Origin of the sequence: Pseudoalteromonas sp. MMG013, assembly GCF_018100885.1 — a bacterium.
GTDB lineage: Bacteria > Pseudomonadota > Gammaproteobacteria > Enterobacterales > Alteromonadaceae > Pseudoalteromonas > Pseudoalteromonas aurantia.
Window position 1 is genome coordinate 198,145 of sequence record NZ_JAGJEE010000006.1, and the last position, 17,541, is coordinate 215,685.

Below are 17,541 nucleotides of genomic sequence, written 5' to 3' on the forward strand. Positions count from 1 at the left end.
CCTCCCAGTTGGGAGGCTTAGCTATTTGATTTACTCACAAACAGTTCAGCCTCTTCACCTAAAGAAGCTAAAAAAGAAATATGTAATGTGCGTAATTATGATTTTCATAGTCTTTTTCGAACAATCGAATAACTTAAATTACATACATTATTACCACACTTTAAATTAGTTCGACAAGTTATTATTTTGTGTAATTAGATTTATGGCACATAATTGTTTCAGTGGGGGGTGATACACGCGTGACTTAAGCAACAAGGATCTGTTATATTAATTCGAATCTTTATAGAAAAATTACAATTATGATAAGGGTTTAACCGTGGTCAATCGTAGGCCCCCTTCGAGATTTGGAGCCAACTCCTTAAGTGTTAAACTGTCGATGTTGATTTCGGCGGTGTGTTTGGTTGCGGGGATCTTCGCAGCGGCACTCATGCTGAAATCAGAAGAGAGACAGTTAATTTATGAAGAATACGCAGAGTTAAAGCGAGTTAGTGGTCAGGCGGTTACTCAATTTAGCCAGTATCTTGAATTAAAAACCAGTTTGGCGGAACAAGCAAATGCAGTTGTAGCCAAGCAGCTATTCACAGGGGAAAATTTAACATTAACACCAGCAAAGTTGAATGTTGTTGATCTTGAAGGTGCATTTAGAAGCACTGCAAAAAATGGGTTATCTGCGGCGTATTTATCGTCAAGTGAGTTAAGCACAAAAGACAAGTCCTTGTTTTCCCAGTCAGAATCATTGTGGAACATCATTGCACCACCATTATTACAAGATTTTTTCAATTTTTATTTAGTAACACAGCGAAATTTTGTCCGTATAGCGCCTCCCAATATTTTATTAAATAGCAAACCAAAACAAGCGTTATTTAGCACGCATACATTGCCTCTGTTGAGAGAAGAGTTAAACCCTACTAGGGAAGCGATTTGGTCTCGGGTTCATTTTGACGATGTTTGGAATAAATGGGTTATCAGTATTCTGGTCCCTCTTTATCACAATGATCGCTATTTAGGTTTTACGGGAACAGATCTTGAGTTAGATACTCTGTTGTCGCATTTACCAGCCCCAGATACGAGGCAAGGATTTATAATCTTTGACCAACAAGGCAAGATTATTGCAGCGCCAAACTTTGGCAAACAAAACCAAGGCGCTAAATTGACTAATGAAGAAGCATTGTCAATTCCAGCTTTAAGCAATGTGATTGAGTCAGCCTTGTTGGTTAAGCTGCCTGAGTTTCAAGATGAATTTATTCATGAGAATGAAGATCATATTATTAATATTAAACAATTAAAGCAATTGGATTGGTATATAGGCGTATATAAAAAAAGGGATTCTGCGTTATCGGCGCTGGAAGAATTGAAAGTTAAATTTTTTGGCTTATTTTTGCTGTATGCATTATTTGTCGCACTGTTACTGCATCAAGTGTTATATCAATTAGTATTGGGTCGCATCAATGTGTTAGTTAATGCGGTTGTGGGCTTTGGTCGAGGCCAATGGGATATGCCGTCAATGCCCAGTAGTAAAGATGAGATTGGTCAGTTAAATGCGTCTTTTAATGATATGAGCACAGAGATAAAAAAGTTAGTTAGTGGCCTGAATCAACGTATTACGGAAAAAGAAATAGCAGAAAAAGCCGCAAATAGATTGTCAAAGGCGGTTTCATTTTCTGGTACTGCCGTGGTTATTACGAATGAACATTTTCAAGTGGAATATGTAAATCCCAAGATGTTGGAAATGACAGGCTTTGAAGAAGGTCACTTTTTAGGAAAGTCATTACTGAATATAATCTCAAAAGATATGGCAATATTGGTTGATGATATCGATATTGACCTGCGCAGTCGTAATTACTGGCGTGGTGATACCATGCTTGAAGGGGCAGGACCTAAGCCTATTTGGGTGAGTCTAAGTATTTCTCCAATCAGAGAAGATGGAGGGCAAATCTCTAGTTATGTGGCATCTGCGCAAGATATTTCTTTTGTAAAAGAAAGTCAGAGAAAAATGGAAGAGCTCGCATACTTTGATACATTGACAGGGCTTGCTAACAGAACCTTCTTTAGAATGCAGCTCCGAAAATCAATGGCACTGGCTGAGCGCGGTCACTATGCATTTGCTTTGTTTTATTTTGACCTTGATGAGTTTAAGCGAATTAACGATACGTTAGGTCATGATGCCGGTGATCGGTTATTGGTTGAAGTTGCTGAACGGTTAAAACTGCGGTTAAGATCAGAAGATACTATTGCACGACTTGGTGGCGATGAGTTTGCTGTGCTACTAAGTGGTATCGAGAAACGTGAAAATGCAATGGAAGTGGCACATATTATTCAGCGTACTTTAAATCAGCCAATTAAACTCGGTAATAATGAAGTGATTGTTAGTGCCAGTATTGGTATAACAATGGCGCCTTTTGACAGTCAAGAAGAGGAGCAATTGCTTAAGCATGCTGATTTAGCGATGTATGAAGCAAAAGCCAAAGGACGAAATACCTTCCACTTTTATTCTCAGGAACTGGACGCTGCAGCGAATGAACGACTGTATATTGAAAATGAACTTAGGCAAGCTATTAAATCAAAACAGTTTTCACTATATTATCAGCCTCAAGTTGATTGCAAGACACTGAAAATTGTTGGTTATGAAGCGTTGATCCGTTGGAAACATCCTGATAAAGGCATGATCCCCCCGACGAAATTTATTCCAATTGCTGAAGCTACAGGGCTTATTGTGGAGTTGGGTGCATGGGTGTTGGAAGAAGCCTGTATGTTCTCAATGCGATTGCAGCGTCAAGGGCGCTCGGGAAATATGTCAATCAACCTCTCAGCAAGGCAATTTAAAGATGCGCACTTAATAGCAGAAATATCCGATGTTTTAGAACGAACACAAATGCCACCAAGCCTATTACATGTGGAATTAACCGAAAGTATGTTAATGGGAGATGTAGAAGCGGCAATTGCACAGTTACATCAGATGAAAGATCTGGGTATTGGGTTGTCAATTGATGATTTTGGAACAGGCTACTCTTCTTTGAGTTATTTGAAACGATTCCCAGTCGATAGCTTAAAGGTGGATAGATCGTTTGTTAAAGATATTCCGGATGACTCTAATGACATGGAAATTACGGCGGCTATTATTGCGATGGCGCAAAAACTTAAGTTGCAGGTCGTCGCTGAAGGGGTAGAGACTAAAGAACAAGTTGCATTCTTAAAACGTAATAATTGCTTTATTGTTCAGGGATATTATTACAGTCCTCCATTACCAGAACATGAAATAGAGATATTTAGATCTCAACTACAAGATAAAGCCGGTATTTAACCACCGGCTATTTTTACTTTAAACTTAAGAGACTCAAGAATAAGTTTGAGTTTGTTCCTGTCATCGCCTTGGACTTCAATGATGTTTTCTTTTAGCGCACCACCTTGTCCCATTTTACTTTTTAAGGTCTTAGCCAATTTCTTTAAATCATGGACTTGAGGGTCAACACCAACAACCAGCATGACGCCTTTACCTTTACGGCCTTTGGTCTGCCGTTCAATTCGTATAGCACCATCTTTAAATATTTTTGCTGGTGAATCAACTTGAGGTTCATCTACTGTAATTCGACCAATGTCGGTTGAATATACTAAGCGATTTTCTGACATTTTTACCTAAACCCTATTGTATGTTATGCCTATCTTTGCATTTTAGATATATTATTTGCTGATACCAAGCTTATTTTTATGCTTAGGAGTAAGAGAAACGCAAATAAAAAAATAAATTACATTTGATGACGTTTATTTTTGGCGAAAAAATGTATAAGCGTTATATTTAAGTCAGTGCACGGATAACAAATTCAAACCATATTAGGAGCTTAAGATGAGTTTGAGCAAGAATGCTTCATCGGATGGAAAAACATTGACCATCCAGATCAGGGGAAAGTTCGATTTTAATTTAGTTCAGTCATTTCGACAGGCCTATGCTGAAGTGGGCGAACAAACAGAAAAAGTAGTTATAGACCTGCGTGAAACCGATTATATGGATAGTTCTGCGCTAGGTATGTTACTTAATATGAAAAAAACATTGGGTGATTCTATAGGCAGTATTCACATAAGTAATTGTAGACCCCAGCTTAAAAAAATATTACAAATATCTCGGTTTGATAAGAAGTTTGATATTGATTAATTCATAATGTAAGGCTTAAGTCTGTGCGAATTCTCGTTGTTGATGACCAGCCGCTTAATTGTACTCTGCTTAAAGCGATGCTTGAGCAACAAAGCTATCATGTAGAAGTAGCGAATGATGGATGTCAGGCACTAGAAGTATTACAAAGTACGGACATAGATATCGTGCTGTTGGATGTAATGATGCCGGTTATGGATGGCTTTGAAGCGGCTCCAAAAATAAAACAATTGGCTGGTGATGTTTATTTACCAGTGATTTTTATTACTGCGCTTGAAGACCATGCGAGCTTTGAAAAATGTTTGGCTGTGGGTGGTGATGACTTTATTCATAAACCATTTGACCGAATTATACTGTCGGCAAAAATTAAGGCACATGCTAGAACTCGTAAATTGAGCCAAGAAGCTCACTTGCAAAAGAAACAGCTTGAGTATCATTATAATCAAACCGAACGTGAACATGAGATTGTAGAACACATCTTTAGTAATGCGTTGTCTCAACAAGTAAAGTTTCCCCATCATTGTGATTATCACCTTTCACCGGCTTCAATGTTTAACGGGGATATGTTTTTGATGGCACGCAGCCCAATGGGTGGGTTTTATTGCTTATTAGGTGATTTTACTGGGCATGGACTTGCGGCCGCTGTTGGTGCATTACCCGCCTCTCGTGTTTTTTACACCATGGTGAATAAAGGCATGGCTGTAAATGATATTGCATTTGAGCTGAATAATGTCTTGTATACATTGTTACCTGGCCATATGTTTTGTGCCGCAGCAATTGTTGAACTGAGTGAATCAGGTAAGAGTATTTCAGCTTGGATTGGGGGGTTACCTGACTTATATTTGATTGATCAAGAAGGGGTAGTAATTCGAACTTTAGAAGCGCAACATATGGCGTTGGGTATTTTGGATGAAGAGGAGTTTGAGAGACACTTAATTCACTTAGAAGTTAAGCCAGATCAGCGACTGGTTATGGCTACAGATGGCATCATTGAAACAGAAAGTAAGCAAGGCGATATGTTTGGAGAAGAGTTACTAAAAAGTGCGTTATTAAGCGTACCTATGGTAACAACTGCGGATATTATCGAAAAAGTGCATACATTTTCTGAGCATGGTGAGCAACAAGATGATTTGAGTATTGCGATCATTAACTGCATTGCAAGTGAAGCACTTCGTACTGAGTCAACGACTTACTCTAAGTTGCCTTTTAGCATTTCGATGAGTTTAAATGCAGGTCAAATGAAGGACAGCGATCCTATTCTAGAGTTAGTTGATGTTTTAAGTCAGCTCGAAGGAATTAATGAGCATAGATCAAACATTTTTTTATTACTTTCTGAAGCTTATAACAATTCATTAGATCATGGCGTACTGGGTTTAGACTCTGAGATTAAAAATCAAGATGAAGGTTTTTTCGAATTTTATCAATTACGTGAGCAAGCACTAGTTTGTCTTACGGATGCATTAATTATAATTTCAGCCCGTTATTGTCCTGACTCCCTCAGCTTATTCTTTTCTATATGTGATTCTGGTAATGGTTTTCGCAATCAAGAAAGTAATGATACAGAGTTACATAGAGAGCATGGCCGAGGGCTGAGCTTATTGAATGAAATAGCACAAAGTGTAAGGTATAACCACGCAGGAAATGAGGTTGAAATGGTGTATTCATTGCAATAAATTACACCTGCTTAAAGGAGTAGCTATTTTCCCCTTAATTTGACCTCTTTTTAATACTCGCTGAGTGAGTTACTTTTAAACGTCCCCAATATTTTTAGTACGCTAATTACTAATTTGGTACAGCAATTATTTGCAAATAGGTCGTTTCATGATAATCTCCATTTATACCTTTAGATGTATGGATGGCTAAATGATTTCTAAATACCTTGATCGCGCAAATTTAAATGTGGATGTACTGCAAGTGGAGCAAGCATTAGTAGAACTGGATAATTATCTTGCTGAGTCGGATAATACACACGGCGCAATTTGGTCATTCAGGATCCCCGAATTAGGAGAAGGGGGAGCATGTAGTCTGTTTGGACATTTACAAGATGAACCTTTTGAACTTAGTCAATACATAGAATACTCAGAGAAAAGTAGTATAAGTTTAAGCCAATTACAGACAATTGTTCAATTTATCAAGCAAAGAACACATGTAGATTGGTTCGGGGTTTATCAAAATACGAAGACAGAAGAGGGACTTCAACTCCTAAAATTGGCATATATTGGTGCGCCAAGTCGACCTTTATTTCCAATAAATACGTTATTTTCTCAAACGAGTAATAATGTCCAAGTTGCTATGTCTGGCCATGGTCGGGTGATTAATAACGTTCAGGACTATATTGCAACTGGTGGAGAATATTATACATGTGATCCAAAAGTACAATCTGAAAGTTGTTTACCACTTTATAATGAGAAAATGCAATGCATTGGGATCATTGATGCTGAAGCATTTCGGAATGATTTTTTTACAGCAGAAACTTTAGCTTTACTAATCGCTGTTTGCATTAGAATTCCTCAATATTTACCGTGATGTGAAGACTCGTGTTATAGCTAATTTATGTTACTATAAACACAGTTTTAATCCCCGTTTATTCAGTGCATATAAGCTATTACGCCAATTAGCTATATGCTGATATTACACTAATAAAAGAGATAACCCATGTTCTCAACATTGAAACCATTACCGACAGATCCGATCCTTGGTCTTATGGCTGCATACAAGCAAGATACAAACCCAAATAAAATTGACTTGGGTGTAGGTGTATATAAAGACGAGCAAGGTAATACTCCTGTATTAAAAGCGGTAAAAAAAGCAGAAGCATTTCGATTAGAAAACGAAACAACAAAATCATATATTGGACTTGCTGGAAATTTAGATTTTTGCCAAAAAATGGAATCACTATTGCTTGGTGAACACCGTGCTTTGCTTGCTAATAGAGTACGCACAGCACAAACTCCAGGCGGAACGGGAGCACTGCGCGTAGCAGCGGAGTTTATTAAACGTTGTAATACCAATGCAACCGTATGGGTAACGACACCAACATGGGCCAATCACATCAGCTTGTTTGAAGCTGCTGGGTTAACGGTGAAAGAATACCCTTATTATGATTATGAAAATAAGGGGTTACTGTTTGATGAGATGATCAATACACTGAAGCAGGTGCCTAAAGGTGATGTTGTTTTATTACATGCATGTTGTCATAACCCAAGTGGCATGGATTTAAACGAAGCACAGTGGAAGGTTGTTGCAGAACTTGCAAAAGATGTTGGTTTTACACCTTTAGTTGATATTGCTTATCAAGGCTTTGGTAGCAGCTTAGATGAAGACGCGAAAGGGTTACGTTTATTAGCTGATACAGTTGAAGAAATGTTGATTTGTTCTTCATGTTCAAAGAACTTTGGTTTGTATCGAGAGCGTATTGGTGCATGTTCACTTATTTCAAATGATAGTGCAACTGCAGATGTATCAAACTCGGTACTATTGAGTGTGGTTCGAAGTATTTATTCAATGCCACCAGCACACGGTGCAGATATTGTTAATACAATTTTGAGTAGCTCTGAACTGACACAACTTTGGCATGATGAACTAGATGAAATGCGTAGTCGTATTAATGGTTTACGAACTTTAATTAAAAGTAGCTTAGCAGAGAAAGGCGTTGCGCAAGATTTCTCATTCATAGATCAACAAAATGGTATGTTTTCATTTTTGGGTATTAATAAAGAGCAAATTGATCGTTTGCAAAAAGAATATGCGATTTATATTGTGGGCTCGAGCCGAGTTAATGTTGCAGGTGTAAGCCAGACAAATATAGATTACTTCTCGAACGCGATTGCTGATGTGCTAAAGTGATTTTGACATCAAGCATAAAAAAACCGCTCTATGAGCGGTTTTTTTATGCTTGATTAATATTTGCTACTTTTTCATCATCCGCATCTGTCTCTGGCTTTTTGGCTTTTTTTGGTGTCTCAGGCTTCACACCTTTTAGTACAGATAGAAATTCATCTTTTCGTTTCGCGATTTCTAGCGCTAACGATTCAACTTGTTGCTCACTGAGAGGGACGTCTACTTTCGCTAGCATCTGCTCAAGGGATTCAGCAACATCTAGCATTTTATCGTATGCATCAGCCTCTTTTTTACTGGTAAAGGTCATGCGCTCGACTCCGTTTCTTTCTACAACATACTTAATAACAACAGCCATGATCACTCCTGCGTAACACTGTTTTTTTATACAGTAATCGTTTGAATTGTAACTTGCAAGAAGATTATCATAGTTCTTAATCGAATAATATGTTGAAAAATTAAAGTACCCTATTATAAAAATAGATTATAAACAGTTGGTTAGTTATTTTTAGTACGATTTATATTTGACAAAGTTTAGTCTGAGAACTTTATTTAAAGTGCCTAATAGATTTTAGGATGTTTACATGTGAGAACATTGTTCTCAGTTACATAGTATGACCATTTCCAGGAGGGAAATATGCATATAAGAAATATCTTGTTAGTCACATCAATATTATTCAGCACTTTCAATCACGCCGTTGAAAATGAGCAGCCACTGCCATTAGAAGAGACACGGTCAACAAGTAACAATAAGTTTGAATTAGTTAATATTAACTTTGCACATTGGCAGGAGCTCGCAGTATTACCAGGGATTGGTGAAAAAAAAGCGCAAGCAATCATTAACTATCGCAGTCAGCATGGTAATTTCCTTGATTTAGCATCATTGGGGGAAGTTAAGGGGATTGGCCAAGGCATATTGTTGAAACTTGAAGGGAAGGTGAGTTTTTAGCTGAGGGTAACAACACAAGCCAGTTAGGCTTGTGTTGTCTTATTTTCTTGGAAATTACGAATAGCGTGCACGAGGTGAGGTTTGGCAAAGCATATTTCAATAGGAGAGGTTAGGAGTGGGTATAAGAGGCCTGCAATGAGCAAAAGAGGGATCAATTTCCAACCCTCAATATATGCGAAACTAACAAAGAAAGGCACTAGCACACAGAGTTTGGCGATGCGAAGTAGCACTTTTTGCATTGGGGGTAGCGCATCGATAGCTAATGCTAATATTTGTTGTCTTTCTCGAGTTTTGAAAGTTGCTAAACTTACTATTTGACTGAGTTTCCAAACGAACATTATGATTGCCTTTTTGAACAAAATAAATATGCAGCAAAGGCCGTGATAAAGCAAACACTGTAAAACGCAAAAATTACTTCCATCCAATTAGGCATGCTCATATTCATAAATTGCCAATCAATATTGCCGCAATCACCGGTTGCAGCAAAAAATGAAGGAAGCCATTCATGTAATGGTAAAAACTCTGGAAAGTTTGGCACAATATCACATGTAAATGCGAATGGGTCAGTGGTTGTTTGCATATTGGTGTGTTCTCTTGCAATTAGCCAGCCCCAAATACTGGCCAGGCCCCAACCTGAAAACCCGACAATCTTAAAAATTGTATTACTTGGATTTATTGCGCCAACCAACCCAGCAAATAATAATCCAAGCATTGCTGTACGCTGGTAGATACACATAATACAGGGAGCTAGTTCCATCTGATATTGAAAAAATAACGCTATGGCTTCAAATACAAATGCACTGACAGCCAGCAGTACCCATGCGGGTCGAGAGTGAGACAGTGAAGTTATCCAATTCATAATCATTCCTATTATTTTTGCGTATTATGTGCCATCACTGGAGTGTACTGCAACTATATGTTAGATAAAACGCATATCAATAGGCTGGTATAGAGATCTTTGCTTGTTAGTTGTCAATCATCTGGTACAATCAGTGGCTTAACGAAATGATGCAGTCGCATATTTAACGAAGTGGTGTTAGATGAGAATTTTCAAAGCCAAAAGCCCAGCAGGATTTGCTGAGGAATATATTGTCGAATCAATTTGGAACGGTGAATTTCCACCGGGTTCTATCTTGCCTGCTGAGCGTGAATTATCAGAATTAATTGGTGTTACTAGAACCACGTTGCGTGAGGTACTCCAGCGTTTGGCTCGAGACGGTTGGTTAACTATTCAGCATGGCAAGCCTACTCGAGTAAATAATTTCTGGGAAACTTCAGGTTTGAATATTCTTGAGACGTTAGCGCGACTTGATGAAGATAAAATGCCTGAACTAACTGATCAACTGTTATCAGCTCGTACAAATATTAGCGCGATCTACACTCGAGCTGCAATAAAAGTGAATCCAGAGCAAGTTGTTGAGATTTTATCAAAAAGTGATGAACTAGAAGATACAGCAGATGCATTTGCTGAATATGATTATCGTGTCCATCATCAGTTGGCTGCTGCAGGAAATAATCGAATTTACGTGTTAGTTCTTAATGGGTTTAAAGGCTTATACTCAAAAATTGGTGGGCATTACTTTTCAGATCCACGTACACGTGAATTAGCAAGGCAGTTTTATAAAGATTTAACTGTTTTGGCACAGCATAAAGATCATGACGGTGCGATATCATTGATGCGTAAGTATGGTCACCAAAGTGGTGAAATATGGTCGCAACTGCGAGGCGAAATGCCAGCGAATATTATGGACTAAAAGTCAATTAGAAAAGCCTCGCATAGCGAGGCTTTTTTGTACTCAATTACAAAACGTTTTCGCCTAACTATACCATCCAAAAAACAGATTACTCTCATCGTTAAAATCGATTATCAATTTCTTCCTCAGACGCATACACTTATGCAAATTTTTTATTGGGGTTGTATTATTTTTTGTAGCCTCAATATAGAAGTCATTAAGTATTAATGATGTCGTGCTAAGTTGTACGATGAGATTGAATATAAACCTAACTATTTGGAGAATACAATGGGTGTATTAGTAGGCCGTCAGGCACCAGACTTTACAGCAGCAGCAGTATTAGGTAACGGTGAGATTGTAGATAGCTATAATTTGCATGAGACTATTAAAGGTAAAAAAGCGGTTATTTTCTTTTACCCACTAGATTTCACTTTCGTATGCCCTTCAGAGCTAATTGCATTTGATAAGCGTTTTGAAGAGTTCCAGAAACGTGGTGTTGAAGTAATTGGTGTTTCTATTGATTCACAGTTTTCACACAATGCATGGCGTAATACACCAGTAAACGAAGGTGGTATTGGTCCAGTTAAATATGCACTAGTTGCAGATGTTAAACATGAAATTTGTCAAGCGTATGATGTTGAGCACCCAGAAGCGGGTGTAGCATTTCGTGGTTCATTCCTTATCGATGAAACAGGTAGCGTACGTCACCAAGTCGTTAATGACCTTCCACTAGGTCGTAACATTGATGAAATGCTGCGTATGGTTGATGCATTAGCATTCCATAGTGAGCACGGTGAAGTATGTCCAGCTGGTTGGACTGAAGGTAAAGCTGGTATGGATGCGAGTCCAGAAGGTGTTGCTAAGTTCTTATCTGAAAACGAAAGCGCGCTATAATTTGCTCTAGTTTGATAACCCGCCGCTTGGCGGGTTTTTTTATATAACATACCCGTACCTTATATACATTGACTCATTTTTATATTACTGCAGACAATCGCTGGTTTATAAGTTTTAATAATTCAAACCCTAAATATCCTAAAAATAAGCTCACAACTGGCAATGCAAGTAAGCTGACAAAAAGTACTTGATTAGTCATTGTCTTCTTCCTTGTTAATTTGTGCTGTATTTAAGTTGTTGTTTTGCTTTTTTAATTCAGAATTTAATGCGTCTGTCACAGAACGCAAAGTAGCAGATTTCGCTTCTTCTATTTGAGTTGAAATAATACTGGTGATTTGCTCCGAAACTTCGCTGTATAAATCGAGTGTAATTGAGTTAGCTTGAGCAGATATACTCGTACTAAGAAATAGTGCAGCAGCAGTTAGTTTAGTGAAAGTATTCATAGCCTTGTTCCTTTATATGTATGATTAATTAGTTAGACGTAGTAACTATTACAAAGGTTGTGCCATACTGATGCTTATTTTTATTTCATTGATTATTAAGTGTTTTTTGTTTTTCCAATAAAGAGTTAGATTGACTGGTTTGTGAAAAAAACCAGTCAAATGGTTAAATTGACGATATATTGGTTAATCTTGATCAAGTAGCTGATAAATCAGTTTTTTCACTGTATCAGGTTCAAATGGTTTGTCGCACAGGGCGTTGACACCAGACTGTGCAATGTTCGCTAAGTGCGTATCATTTGCCTCGGAGGTCACCATTAAAACAGGGATATGCGCGTGTTCATCACTGTTGCGGATAGTTTCAGTTAACTCTTGGCCATTTACAGACGGCATATTGTAATCAGTGACAATTAAGTCAAACATGTTTGACTGCAGCACTTCTAATGCATGTGCGCCATCTTCGGCTTCCCAGAATCGCTGTGCACCAAGATTAGTTAAGACTCTGCGAATATGATTACGCGCAAGTCTTGAGTCATCAACAATTAAAATACGCAAATCATGTACATCGTATAAGTCGAGCTCAAGTTCTTGTGGCGCTAAAATGTCTAACGTAGCGTTAATAGCGCGGCCTAAGTGCACTTTGTTAAATGGTTTGGGTAAAATGGCAATGACACCTGATTGCTTGAATACCTCAAGTTCAGCTTTACGCGTCTCACTTGAAACTAACATAAATGGTATACCGTGTTCGCTGAGCTCTGTATTGATATACGCTTGTAATTCTTGTGCTGTACCATCACTAAAGTACATACTAGATATGACAAGGTCAGGAATACTCGTTGTCAGCATTTCTTTGGCACTAGCCAGTGAGTCGGCGAAATCAATATTTGAGATACCTTCTTCTTGCAGTTCTTTTGCAATGATTTTTCTTTGTGTGGCAGAAGGTTCTATAAGTAAAATGGCTAAATCAGCACTGAGTAATTCGTTCATTGTGACCCTATATATCGCTTACTTCATTCTAAGTAAGTACTACATCAATAAGAATACAATATAACGTATTAGTAATACCCCAGCTAGAAAATTTACAGTCATTTTACAGATAATTCTTTATTTCTAACGTCGAAACTCATCAGATTGCGGTAAGTCGACCAAAATAAGCACGGCACCTTTACCACCATATTCTAAAGGCGCTTGATGTATTGCAAGTACATCAGGGTGTTGCACAAGGTATTGCGGGACTTTATGTTTTAATACTCGTTCACCAATACCGTGGACGATGCAAGCACAGTAATAATGTTGTTTTTTGCAAGCATGAATTAACGCAGCTAGCTCATCTTTGGCGCGATCTTTATTTAAACCGTGCAAGTCAAGCATTAGTTCAGGCGCAAAGTCTCCTCGGCGCAATTGCTTAGCTAAGTACTTATCCGCACCGGGTCGAACGTAGTTAACCGTACCATGAGTATCTATATCTGGAATATATTCATCTGAAAAATAAAATTCAGATTGGTGTTGTTTTGTTTGCTCGCTAAGTAATTCACCAGTTTGCGGCTTCACGGTTTTTTTAAAGCGCACCGTATCTTGTTTAAACTCTCGTGCACCGGTAATTGAGTTTCGGAACAAACTAAAATCATCTTCATCAGTCATGGGATTTATATCTAACATCATCTTTTAGCGCATTCTAAATAAAAAAAGCGTAAAAACCTAGCTGAAAAACCGTTACAATAGCGCGTATAAAATACAGTTATATTGAGATATGGTTATGAGTGAGTTGCAGATCACTGAAAAGATTGCTGAAGAAGCATATAATGAATTGTTGACAATTCAAGATTGGTTACGCTGGACGACGAGCCAATTTGTAAGCCATGGCTTATTCTTTGGCCATGGTACTGACAATGCTTGGGATGAGGCTGTTAGCCTAGTATTACCAATCTTAAACCTTCCTTTAGATGCGCCAACAGAGCTAATGCAAGCTAAATTAACGCGAACTGAAAAAGTACGTTTAATGAGCTATATATTTGCGCGTATAGATGATCGCACTCCTGTTCCATATTTGACAAACCAAGCTTGGTTTGCGGGCTTACCCTTTTATGTTGATGAGCGGGTACTTATTCCACGCTCACCATTTGCAGAATTGATTGACGCGCGTTTTGCACCTTGGTTACCCGAGTCGCAGCCAGTGACACGGATTTTGGATATGTGCACTGGGTCAGCATGTATCGCCATAGCATTGGCGAATAAGTTTGAGAATGCGCAAGTGGATGCAGTCGATATATCTTATGATGCACTAGAGGTTGCAGATATTAATATTTGTGAACATATGCTCCATGACAGAGTTTATGGTATTCAGTCTGATGTATTTAGCGGCGTACCAAATCAAAAGTATGACTTAATTGTGGCTAATCCGCCCTATGTCGATGCAGAAGATATGGAAGATTTACCAGATGAGTTTCATCATGAACCAGAGCTGGGCCTGTCTTCTGGTGACGATGGCTTAGATGTAACTCGCACCATATTATTGGAAGCCGCAGAACACTTAACAGATGATGGCTTATTATTTGTCGAGGTGGGTAATTCTATGGTACATATGGATGCTTTATACCCTGAAGCGCCATTTACATGGCTCGAATTTGAGCGCGGTGGCCTTGGAGTATTTATGATCTCGAAACAGCAGTTAGTCGAGTACTTTAATAACTAGTGTGCGTATTGAGTTACAAGCACTCGTCGTTGTCATTGGAATGAGGAAGGGTAATGGCAGGTAATAGTATAGGACAATTATTCAAAGTGAGTACGTTTGGCGAAAGCCATGGCCTTGCTTTGGGTGGTGTCGTGGATGGTGTTCCCGCGGGGCTAGAGCTTTGTGAAGCGGACATGCAACTTGATTTAGATAGGCGTAAACCAGGGCAAAGTCGCTACACAACACAACGTAGGGAAGGGGATGAAATAAAGATTTTGTCTGGCGTTTTCGAAGGAAAAACAACAGGGACCAGTATTGGTTTGTTAATTGAAAACACTGATCAGCGTTCGAAAGATTATGGCAAAATTGCTGAAACATTTCGACCTGGTCATGGCGATTACACATATTGGCATAAGTATGGTCATCGTGATTATAGAGGTGGTGGTCGTTCCTCAGCACGGGAAACTGCGATTAGGGTAGCTGCTGGCGGCATTGCTAAAAAGTATTTGAAGCAGGTTCATGGCATCGAAATTAATGCGTGTTTATCTCAATTAGGGCCTATCAGTGCTGAGCAGTTTGATTGGTCACAAGTGGAACAAAACCCATTTTTCTTTCCTGACTCAAGTAAACTCGACGCATTAGATGAATATATGCGTGACCTTAAAAAACAAGGGGACTCGATAGGTGCGAAAGTTACTGTGGTTGCTAAAAATGTGCCTGTTGGGTTGGGCGAGCCTGTTTTTGACCGATTAGATGCTGAGTTGGCGCACTCATTGATGAGTATTAATGCTGTTAAAGGTGTTGAGATTGGTGATGGTTTTGATTGCATTACCCAAAAAGGCTCTGAGCACCGTGATGAACTAACCCCTGATGGTTTTGCAAGTAATCATGCTGGAGGTGTGCTTGCTGGTATTTCCACTGGGCAAGATATTGTCGCGTCAATTGCTTTAAAGCCTACGTCTAGTATTACGATACCTGGTCAAAGTATTAATATATCTAACGAAGCTGTCGAAATCATTACTAAAGGTAGACATGATCCTTGCGTTGGCATTCGGGCTATACCCATTGCTGAAGCAATGATGGCCATTACTTTAATGGATCACCTATTACGTCAGCGAGGACAAAACCCGAGTGTTAATTTGGCCCATGGTCCAATTAAAGGCCAAGTAGACTGAGAACTTATAGCGCCAGTGTGATTGTGGCGTGTTACTTGCTGGTTTCTTTATAGGTAAATAAGGAGATCAGCATGTTATTATTCAGAAGTACCACAGAATCAAGCCTCCAAGTTAAACCAGCCCCACAGCGCGAAAAAATGCATGAACTGGAGCGGCAAGAGTTTGCCAAAGAGATGGCATCTTATACGCCTTCAGAAACGACGAAGTCATTTCAAAATAAAAATGTATCTGTATACACAAAAGATGAATCATTTTTAGGACAGATGAAAGAGGCGCTATTATTAGGGCGTATGGGTGTGAGTAAAGAAAAGATTGATGAGCTGCGTTCAAAGCTTGATGAACTTGATAAGTTGCTTGCCAGCGGCAGTATTTCACAGAAAGAGTACCAACAACAAAGAGAATTGATTGAAAAAGAGATAGCACAGGAATATCAAAAAGGGGCTAAGGAAGAAGATGGTTTAGAGTCAAAACAACAGTACTCAAAGAAAAAAGATAATGACTCTGCGCGTTAATTATATTAACTCTATTAAAATACCGATCTTGCTACTTGACTTAATAGTACTTTAACTACGTTAAGAATTATGCAAATAAAGTAACTTCTGGATACGCCTTCTATAATAAAAAAGCCGCTGTTTTATTGCGGCTTTATCAAATATGTACGAGGCACATTAAGCAGTGTTAGCTATGGTACTTTTCACATGCTTCAAGTGTATTCTCAATCAAACTTGCAACCGTCATGGGTCCAACGCCACCTGGAACTGGTGTAATAAAGCTAGCTTGTTGTTCTGCAATGTCATACTGCACATCGCCAACGAGTTTACCCGATTCTAATCGGTTGATACCTACATCAATAACCATTGCCCCTTCTTTAATCCAATCCCCAGGAATAAATTCAGGTTTACCTACAGCAACGACAAGTAAGTCTGCACGACGCACGTGAGCTTCTAAATCTTGCGTAAATTTATGACAAACGGTGGTAGTGCAACCGGCCAATAACAACTCTAATGACATTGGTCGGCCTACGATGTTTGATGCGCCAACTACAACCGCATGCATTCCCCTATAATGAACACCTGTAGATTCAAGTAATGTAATAATACCTTTTGGTGTGCAAGGGCGTAGAGCTGGCATACGCTGTGCTAATCGACCTATATTATATGGATGGAATCCATCAACATCTTTATGGGGGTGAATACGTTCTAGTACTTTTTCGGCATCTAGATTTTCTGGTAAAGGAAGTTGAACTAATATCCCATCTACTTCGGGGTCATTGTTCAATGAATCGACAAGCTCTAATAGTTGTGCTTCGCTGGTATCGCCAGGGAGATCGAAAGATTTAGACACAAAGCCGACTTCGTCACAGGCTTTACGTTTAGAGCCAACATACACTTGACTCGCTGGATCTTGTCCTACTAGAACAACAGCAAGTCCTGGTGCCCGAAGGCCTTGCTCTATTCTTTGTTCTACACGTTTCGCTACGGTGCTACGAACTTGTTTGGCTATAGCCTTACCATCAATGATGTTTGCCGTCATGGTTGACCTTTATTAGGAGTTAAAAACTTGAACGATAAAGAGCGTAAAGGGGTTGCTCTATAATTGCCACTACACATTAGTGAAGCATTGGCGCTATTTTCTCACAAAAACCATGACTGGGCCAAGGAACAATCAAAACAAAGCGAGTTAAATATGCCGTAGTTA

General features: G+C 38.9%; 19 protein-coding genes. 11 read left to right on the plus strand and 8 right to left on the minus strand.

Translation table 11 applies throughout. From position 1 onward, the window contains the following. Positions 1–316: 316 nt before the first annotated feature. The gene (locus J8L98_RS08775) at positions 317–3,301 is read left to right on the plus strand and encodes an EAL domain-containing protein (RefSeq protein WP_210996115.1); all 2,985 of its coding nucleotides are present in this window, start codon (positions 317–319) and stop codon (positions 3,299–3,301) included. On the opposite strand, the gene J8L98_RS08780 is transcribed toward J8L98_RS08775, so the two are convergent. Beyond that, the gene (locus tag J8L98_RS08780; protein ID WP_210996116.1) at positions 3,298–3,627 is read right to left on the minus strand and encodes a stress response translation initiation inhibitor YciH; all 330 of its coding nucleotides are present in this window, start codon (positions 3,625–3,627) and stop codon (positions 3,298–3,300) included. The two genes, J8L98_RS08775 and J8L98_RS08780, sit on opposite strands and share 4 nt — an antisense overlap. A gap of 214 nt (positions 3,628–3,841) precedes the next feature. Between J8L98_RS08780 and J8L98_RS08785 the strand changes: the two genes are divergently transcribed. The 4 genes from J8L98_RS08785 (at position 3,842) to J8L98_RS08800 (ending at position 7,990) form a co-directional block, all read left to right on the plus strand. Continuing rightward, positions 3,842–4,147, plus strand: a complete 306-nt coding sequence (locus J8L98_RS08785; protein WP_192506758.1) for an STAS domain-containing protein — start codon at positions 3,842–3,844, stop codon at positions 4,145–4,147. A 23-nt stretch (positions 4,148–4,170) separates the two neighbouring features. Beyond that, entirely contained in the window at positions 4,171–5,817 is a 1,647-nt protein-coding gene (locus tag J8L98_RS08790; RefSeq protein ID WP_210996117.1) for a fused response regulator/phosphatase, read from the plus strand. A 190-nt stretch (positions 5,818–6,007) separates the two neighbouring features. Continuing rightward, complete coding sequence (locus J8L98_RS08795) at positions 6,008–6,670, plus strand: GAF domain-containing protein (RefSeq protein WP_210996118.1); 663 nt, start codon at positions 6,008–6,010, stop codon at positions 6,668–6,670. Positions 6,671–6,799: 129 nt separating this feature from the next. Beyond that, the gene (locus tag J8L98_RS08800; RefSeq protein ID WP_210996119.1) at positions 6,800–7,990 is read left to right on the plus strand and encodes an amino acid aminotransferase; all 1,191 of its coding nucleotides are present in this window, start codon (positions 6,800–6,802) and stop codon (positions 7,988–7,990) included. Positions 7,991–8,033: 43 nt separating this feature from the next. Here the strand turns inward: J8L98_RS08800 and J8L98_RS08805 are convergent, their stop codons facing one another. Continuing rightward, entirely contained in the window at positions 8,034–8,339 is a 306-nt protein-coding gene (locus tag J8L98_RS08805; RefSeq protein ID WP_192506762.1) for a YebG family protein, read from the minus strand. 279 nt (positions 8,340–8,618) lie between these two features. Here J8L98_RS08805 and J8L98_RS08810 point away from each other — a divergent pair, with 279 nt between their 5' ends. Next, on the plus strand, positions 8,619–8,930 hold the full coding sequence (locus J8L98_RS08810) for a ComEA family DNA-binding protein (protein ID WP_210996120.1): 312 nt from the start codon (positions 8,619–8,621) through the stop codon (positions 8,928–8,930). Between the two features lie 23 nt (positions 8,931–8,953). Here J8L98_RS08810 and J8L98_RS08815 read toward each other — a convergent pair whose 3' ends face one another. Together J8L98_RS08815 and dsbB are read right to left on the minus strand one after the other, a co-directional pair. Further along, on the minus strand, positions 8,954–9,268 hold the full coding sequence (locus J8L98_RS08815; protein WP_210996121.1) for a DUF6170 family protein: 315 nt from the start codon (positions 9,266–9,268) through the stop codon (positions 8,954–8,956). Then, on the minus strand, positions 9,268–9,789 hold the full coding sequence (gene dsbB, locus J8L98_RS08820; protein WP_210996122.1) for a disulfide bond formation protein DsbB: 522 nt from the start codon (positions 9,787–9,789) through the stop codon (positions 9,268–9,270). The genes J8L98_RS08815 and dsbB overlap by 1 nt, the downstream gene beginning before the upstream one ends. A 181-nt stretch (positions 9,790–9,970) precedes the next feature. Between dsbB and fadR the strand changes: the two genes are divergently transcribed. Together fadR and J8L98_RS08830 are read left to right on the plus strand one after the other, a co-directional pair. Beyond that, entirely contained in the window at positions 9,971–10,684 is a 714-nt protein-coding gene (fadR, locus tag J8L98_RS08825; RefSeq protein ID WP_192506766.1) for a fatty acid metabolism transcriptional regulator FadR, read from the plus strand. 267 nt (positions 10,685–10,951) lie between these two features. Continuing rightward, a complete protein-coding gene (locus tag J8L98_RS08830; RefSeq protein WP_010362234.1) occupies positions 10,952–11,557 on the plus strand; it encodes a peroxiredoxin C in 606 nt (201 codons plus the stop codon). Positions 11,558–11,748: 191 nt separating this feature from the next. Here J8L98_RS08830 and J8L98_RS08835 read toward each other — a convergent pair whose 3' ends face one another. From J8L98_RS08835 to smrB, 3 genes are all read right to left on the minus strand, one after another. Then, a complete protein-coding gene (locus J8L98_RS08835; RefSeq protein ID WP_210996123.1) occupies positions 11,749–12,000 on the minus strand; it encodes a hypothetical protein in 252 nt (83 codons plus the stop codon). A gap of 183 nt (positions 12,001–12,183) precedes the next feature. After that, entirely contained in the window at positions 12,184–12,984 is an 801-nt protein-coding gene (locus J8L98_RS08840; protein WP_192506768.1) for a response regulator, read from the minus strand. A 123-nt stretch (positions 12,985–13,107) separates the two neighbouring features. Further along, on the minus strand, positions 13,108–13,659 hold the full coding sequence (gene smrB / locus J8L98_RS08845; RefSeq protein WP_210996124.1) for an endonuclease SmrB: 552 nt from the start codon (positions 13,657–13,659) through the stop codon (positions 13,108–13,110). A 94-nt stretch (positions 13,660–13,753) separates the two neighbouring features. On the opposite strand from smrB, the gene prmB reads away from it, so the two are divergent. The 3 genes from prmB to J8L98_RS08860 all read left to right on the plus strand — a co-directional run bounded on the left by prmB (position 13,754) and on the right by J8L98_RS08860 (position 16,355). Continuing rightward, a complete protein-coding gene (gene prmB / locus J8L98_RS08850; protein WP_192506770.1) occupies positions 13,754–14,689 on the plus strand; it encodes a 50S ribosomal protein L3 N(5)-glutamine methyltransferase in 936 nt (311 codons plus the stop codon). A 53-nt stretch (positions 14,690–14,742) separates the two neighbouring features. Then, positions 14,743–15,843, plus strand: a complete 1,101-nt coding sequence (aroC, locus tag J8L98_RS08855) for a chorismate synthase (RefSeq protein WP_210996125.1) — start codon at positions 14,743–14,745, stop codon at positions 15,841–15,843. Positions 15,844–15,914: 71 nt separating this feature from the next. Beyond that, positions 15,915–16,355 (plus strand): hypothetical protein, encoded by a 441-nt coding sequence (locus tag J8L98_RS08860; RefSeq protein ID WP_210996126.1) that lies wholly within the window; start codon positions 15,915–15,917, stop codon positions 16,353–16,355. A 166-nt stretch (positions 16,356–16,521) separates the two neighbouring features. Here the strand turns inward: J8L98_RS08860 and folD are convergent, their stop codons facing one another. Continuing rightward, positions 16,522–17,376: a bifunctional methylenetetrahydrofolate dehydrogenase/methenyltetrahydrofolate cyclohydrolase FolD gene (gene folD / locus J8L98_RS08865; RefSeq protein ID WP_192506773.1), complete on the minus strand. Its 855-nt coding sequence runs from the start codon at positions 17,374–17,376 to the stop codon at positions 16,522–16,524. Positions 17,377–17,541: the final 165 nt, after the last annotated feature.

What these genes read in the sequence shown, in the direction of transcription:
- J8L98_RS08780 (WP_210996116.1), bottom strand. Translation starts at nt 3,627, where the DNA reads ATGTCAGAAAATCGCTTAGTATATTCAACCGACATTGGTCGAATTACA.
- J8L98_RS08785 (WP_192506758.1), top strand. Translation starts at nt 3,842, where the DNA reads ATGAGTTTGAGCAAGAATGCTTCATCGGATGGAAAAACATTGACCATC.
- J8L98_RS08795 (WP_210996118.1), top strand. Translation starts at nt 6,008, where the DNA reads ATGATTTCTAAATACCTTGATCGCGCAAATTTAAATGTGGATGTACTG.
- J8L98_RS08800 (WP_210996119.1), top strand. Translation starts at nt 6,800, where the DNA reads ATGTTCTCAACATTGAAACCATTACCGACAGATCCGATCCTTGGTCTT.
- J8L98_RS08805 (WP_192506762.1), bottom strand. Translation starts at nt 8,339, where the DNA reads ATGGCTGTTGTTATTAAGTATGTTGTAGAAAGAAACGGAGTCGAGCGC.
- J8L98_RS08810 (WP_210996120.1), top strand. Translation starts at nt 8,619, where the DNA reads ATGCATATAAGAAATATCTTGTTAGTCACATCAATATTATTCAGCACT.
- J8L98_RS08815 (WP_210996121.1), bottom strand. Translation starts at nt 9,268, where the DNA reads ATGTTCGTTTGGAAACTCAGTCAAATAGTAAGTTTAGCAACTTTCAAA.
- dsbB (WP_210996122.1), bottom strand. Translation starts at nt 9,789, where the DNA reads ATGAATTGGATAACTTCACTGTCTCACTCTCGACCCGCATGGGTACTG.
- fadR (WP_192506766.1), top strand. Translation starts at nt 9,971, where the DNA reads ATGAGAATTTTCAAAGCCAAAAGCCCAGCAGGATTTGCTGAGGAATAT.
- J8L98_RS08830 (WP_010362234.1), top strand. Translation starts at nt 10,952, where the DNA reads ATGGGTGTATTAGTAGGCCGTCAGGCACCAGACTTTACAGCAGCAGCA.
- J8L98_RS08835 (WP_210996123.1), bottom strand. Translation starts at nt 12,000, where the DNA reads ATGAATACTTTCACTAAACTAACTGCTGCTGCACTATTTCTTAGTACG.
- J8L98_RS08840 (WP_192506768.1), bottom strand. Translation starts at nt 12,984, where the DNA reads ATGAACGAATTACTCAGTGCTGATTTAGCCATTTTACTTATAGAACCT.
- smrB (WP_210996124.1), bottom strand. Translation starts at nt 13,659, where the DNA reads ATGATGTTAGATATAAATCCCATGACTGATGAAGATGATTTTAGTTTG.
- prmB (WP_192506770.1), top strand. Translation starts at nt 13,754, where the DNA reads ATGAGTGAGTTGCAGATCACTGAAAAGATTGCTGAAGAAGCATATAAT.
- aroC (WP_210996125.1), top strand. Translation starts at nt 14,743, where the DNA reads ATGGCAGGTAATAGTATAGGACAATTATTCAAAGTGAGTACGTTTGGC.
- J8L98_RS08860 (WP_210996126.1), top strand. Translation starts at nt 15,915, where the DNA reads ATGTTATTATTCAGAAGTACCACAGAATCAAGCCTCCAAGTTAAACCA.
- folD (WP_192506773.1), bottom strand. Translation starts at nt 17,376, where the DNA reads ATGACGGCAAACATCATTGATGGTAAGGCTATAGCCAAACAAGTTCGT.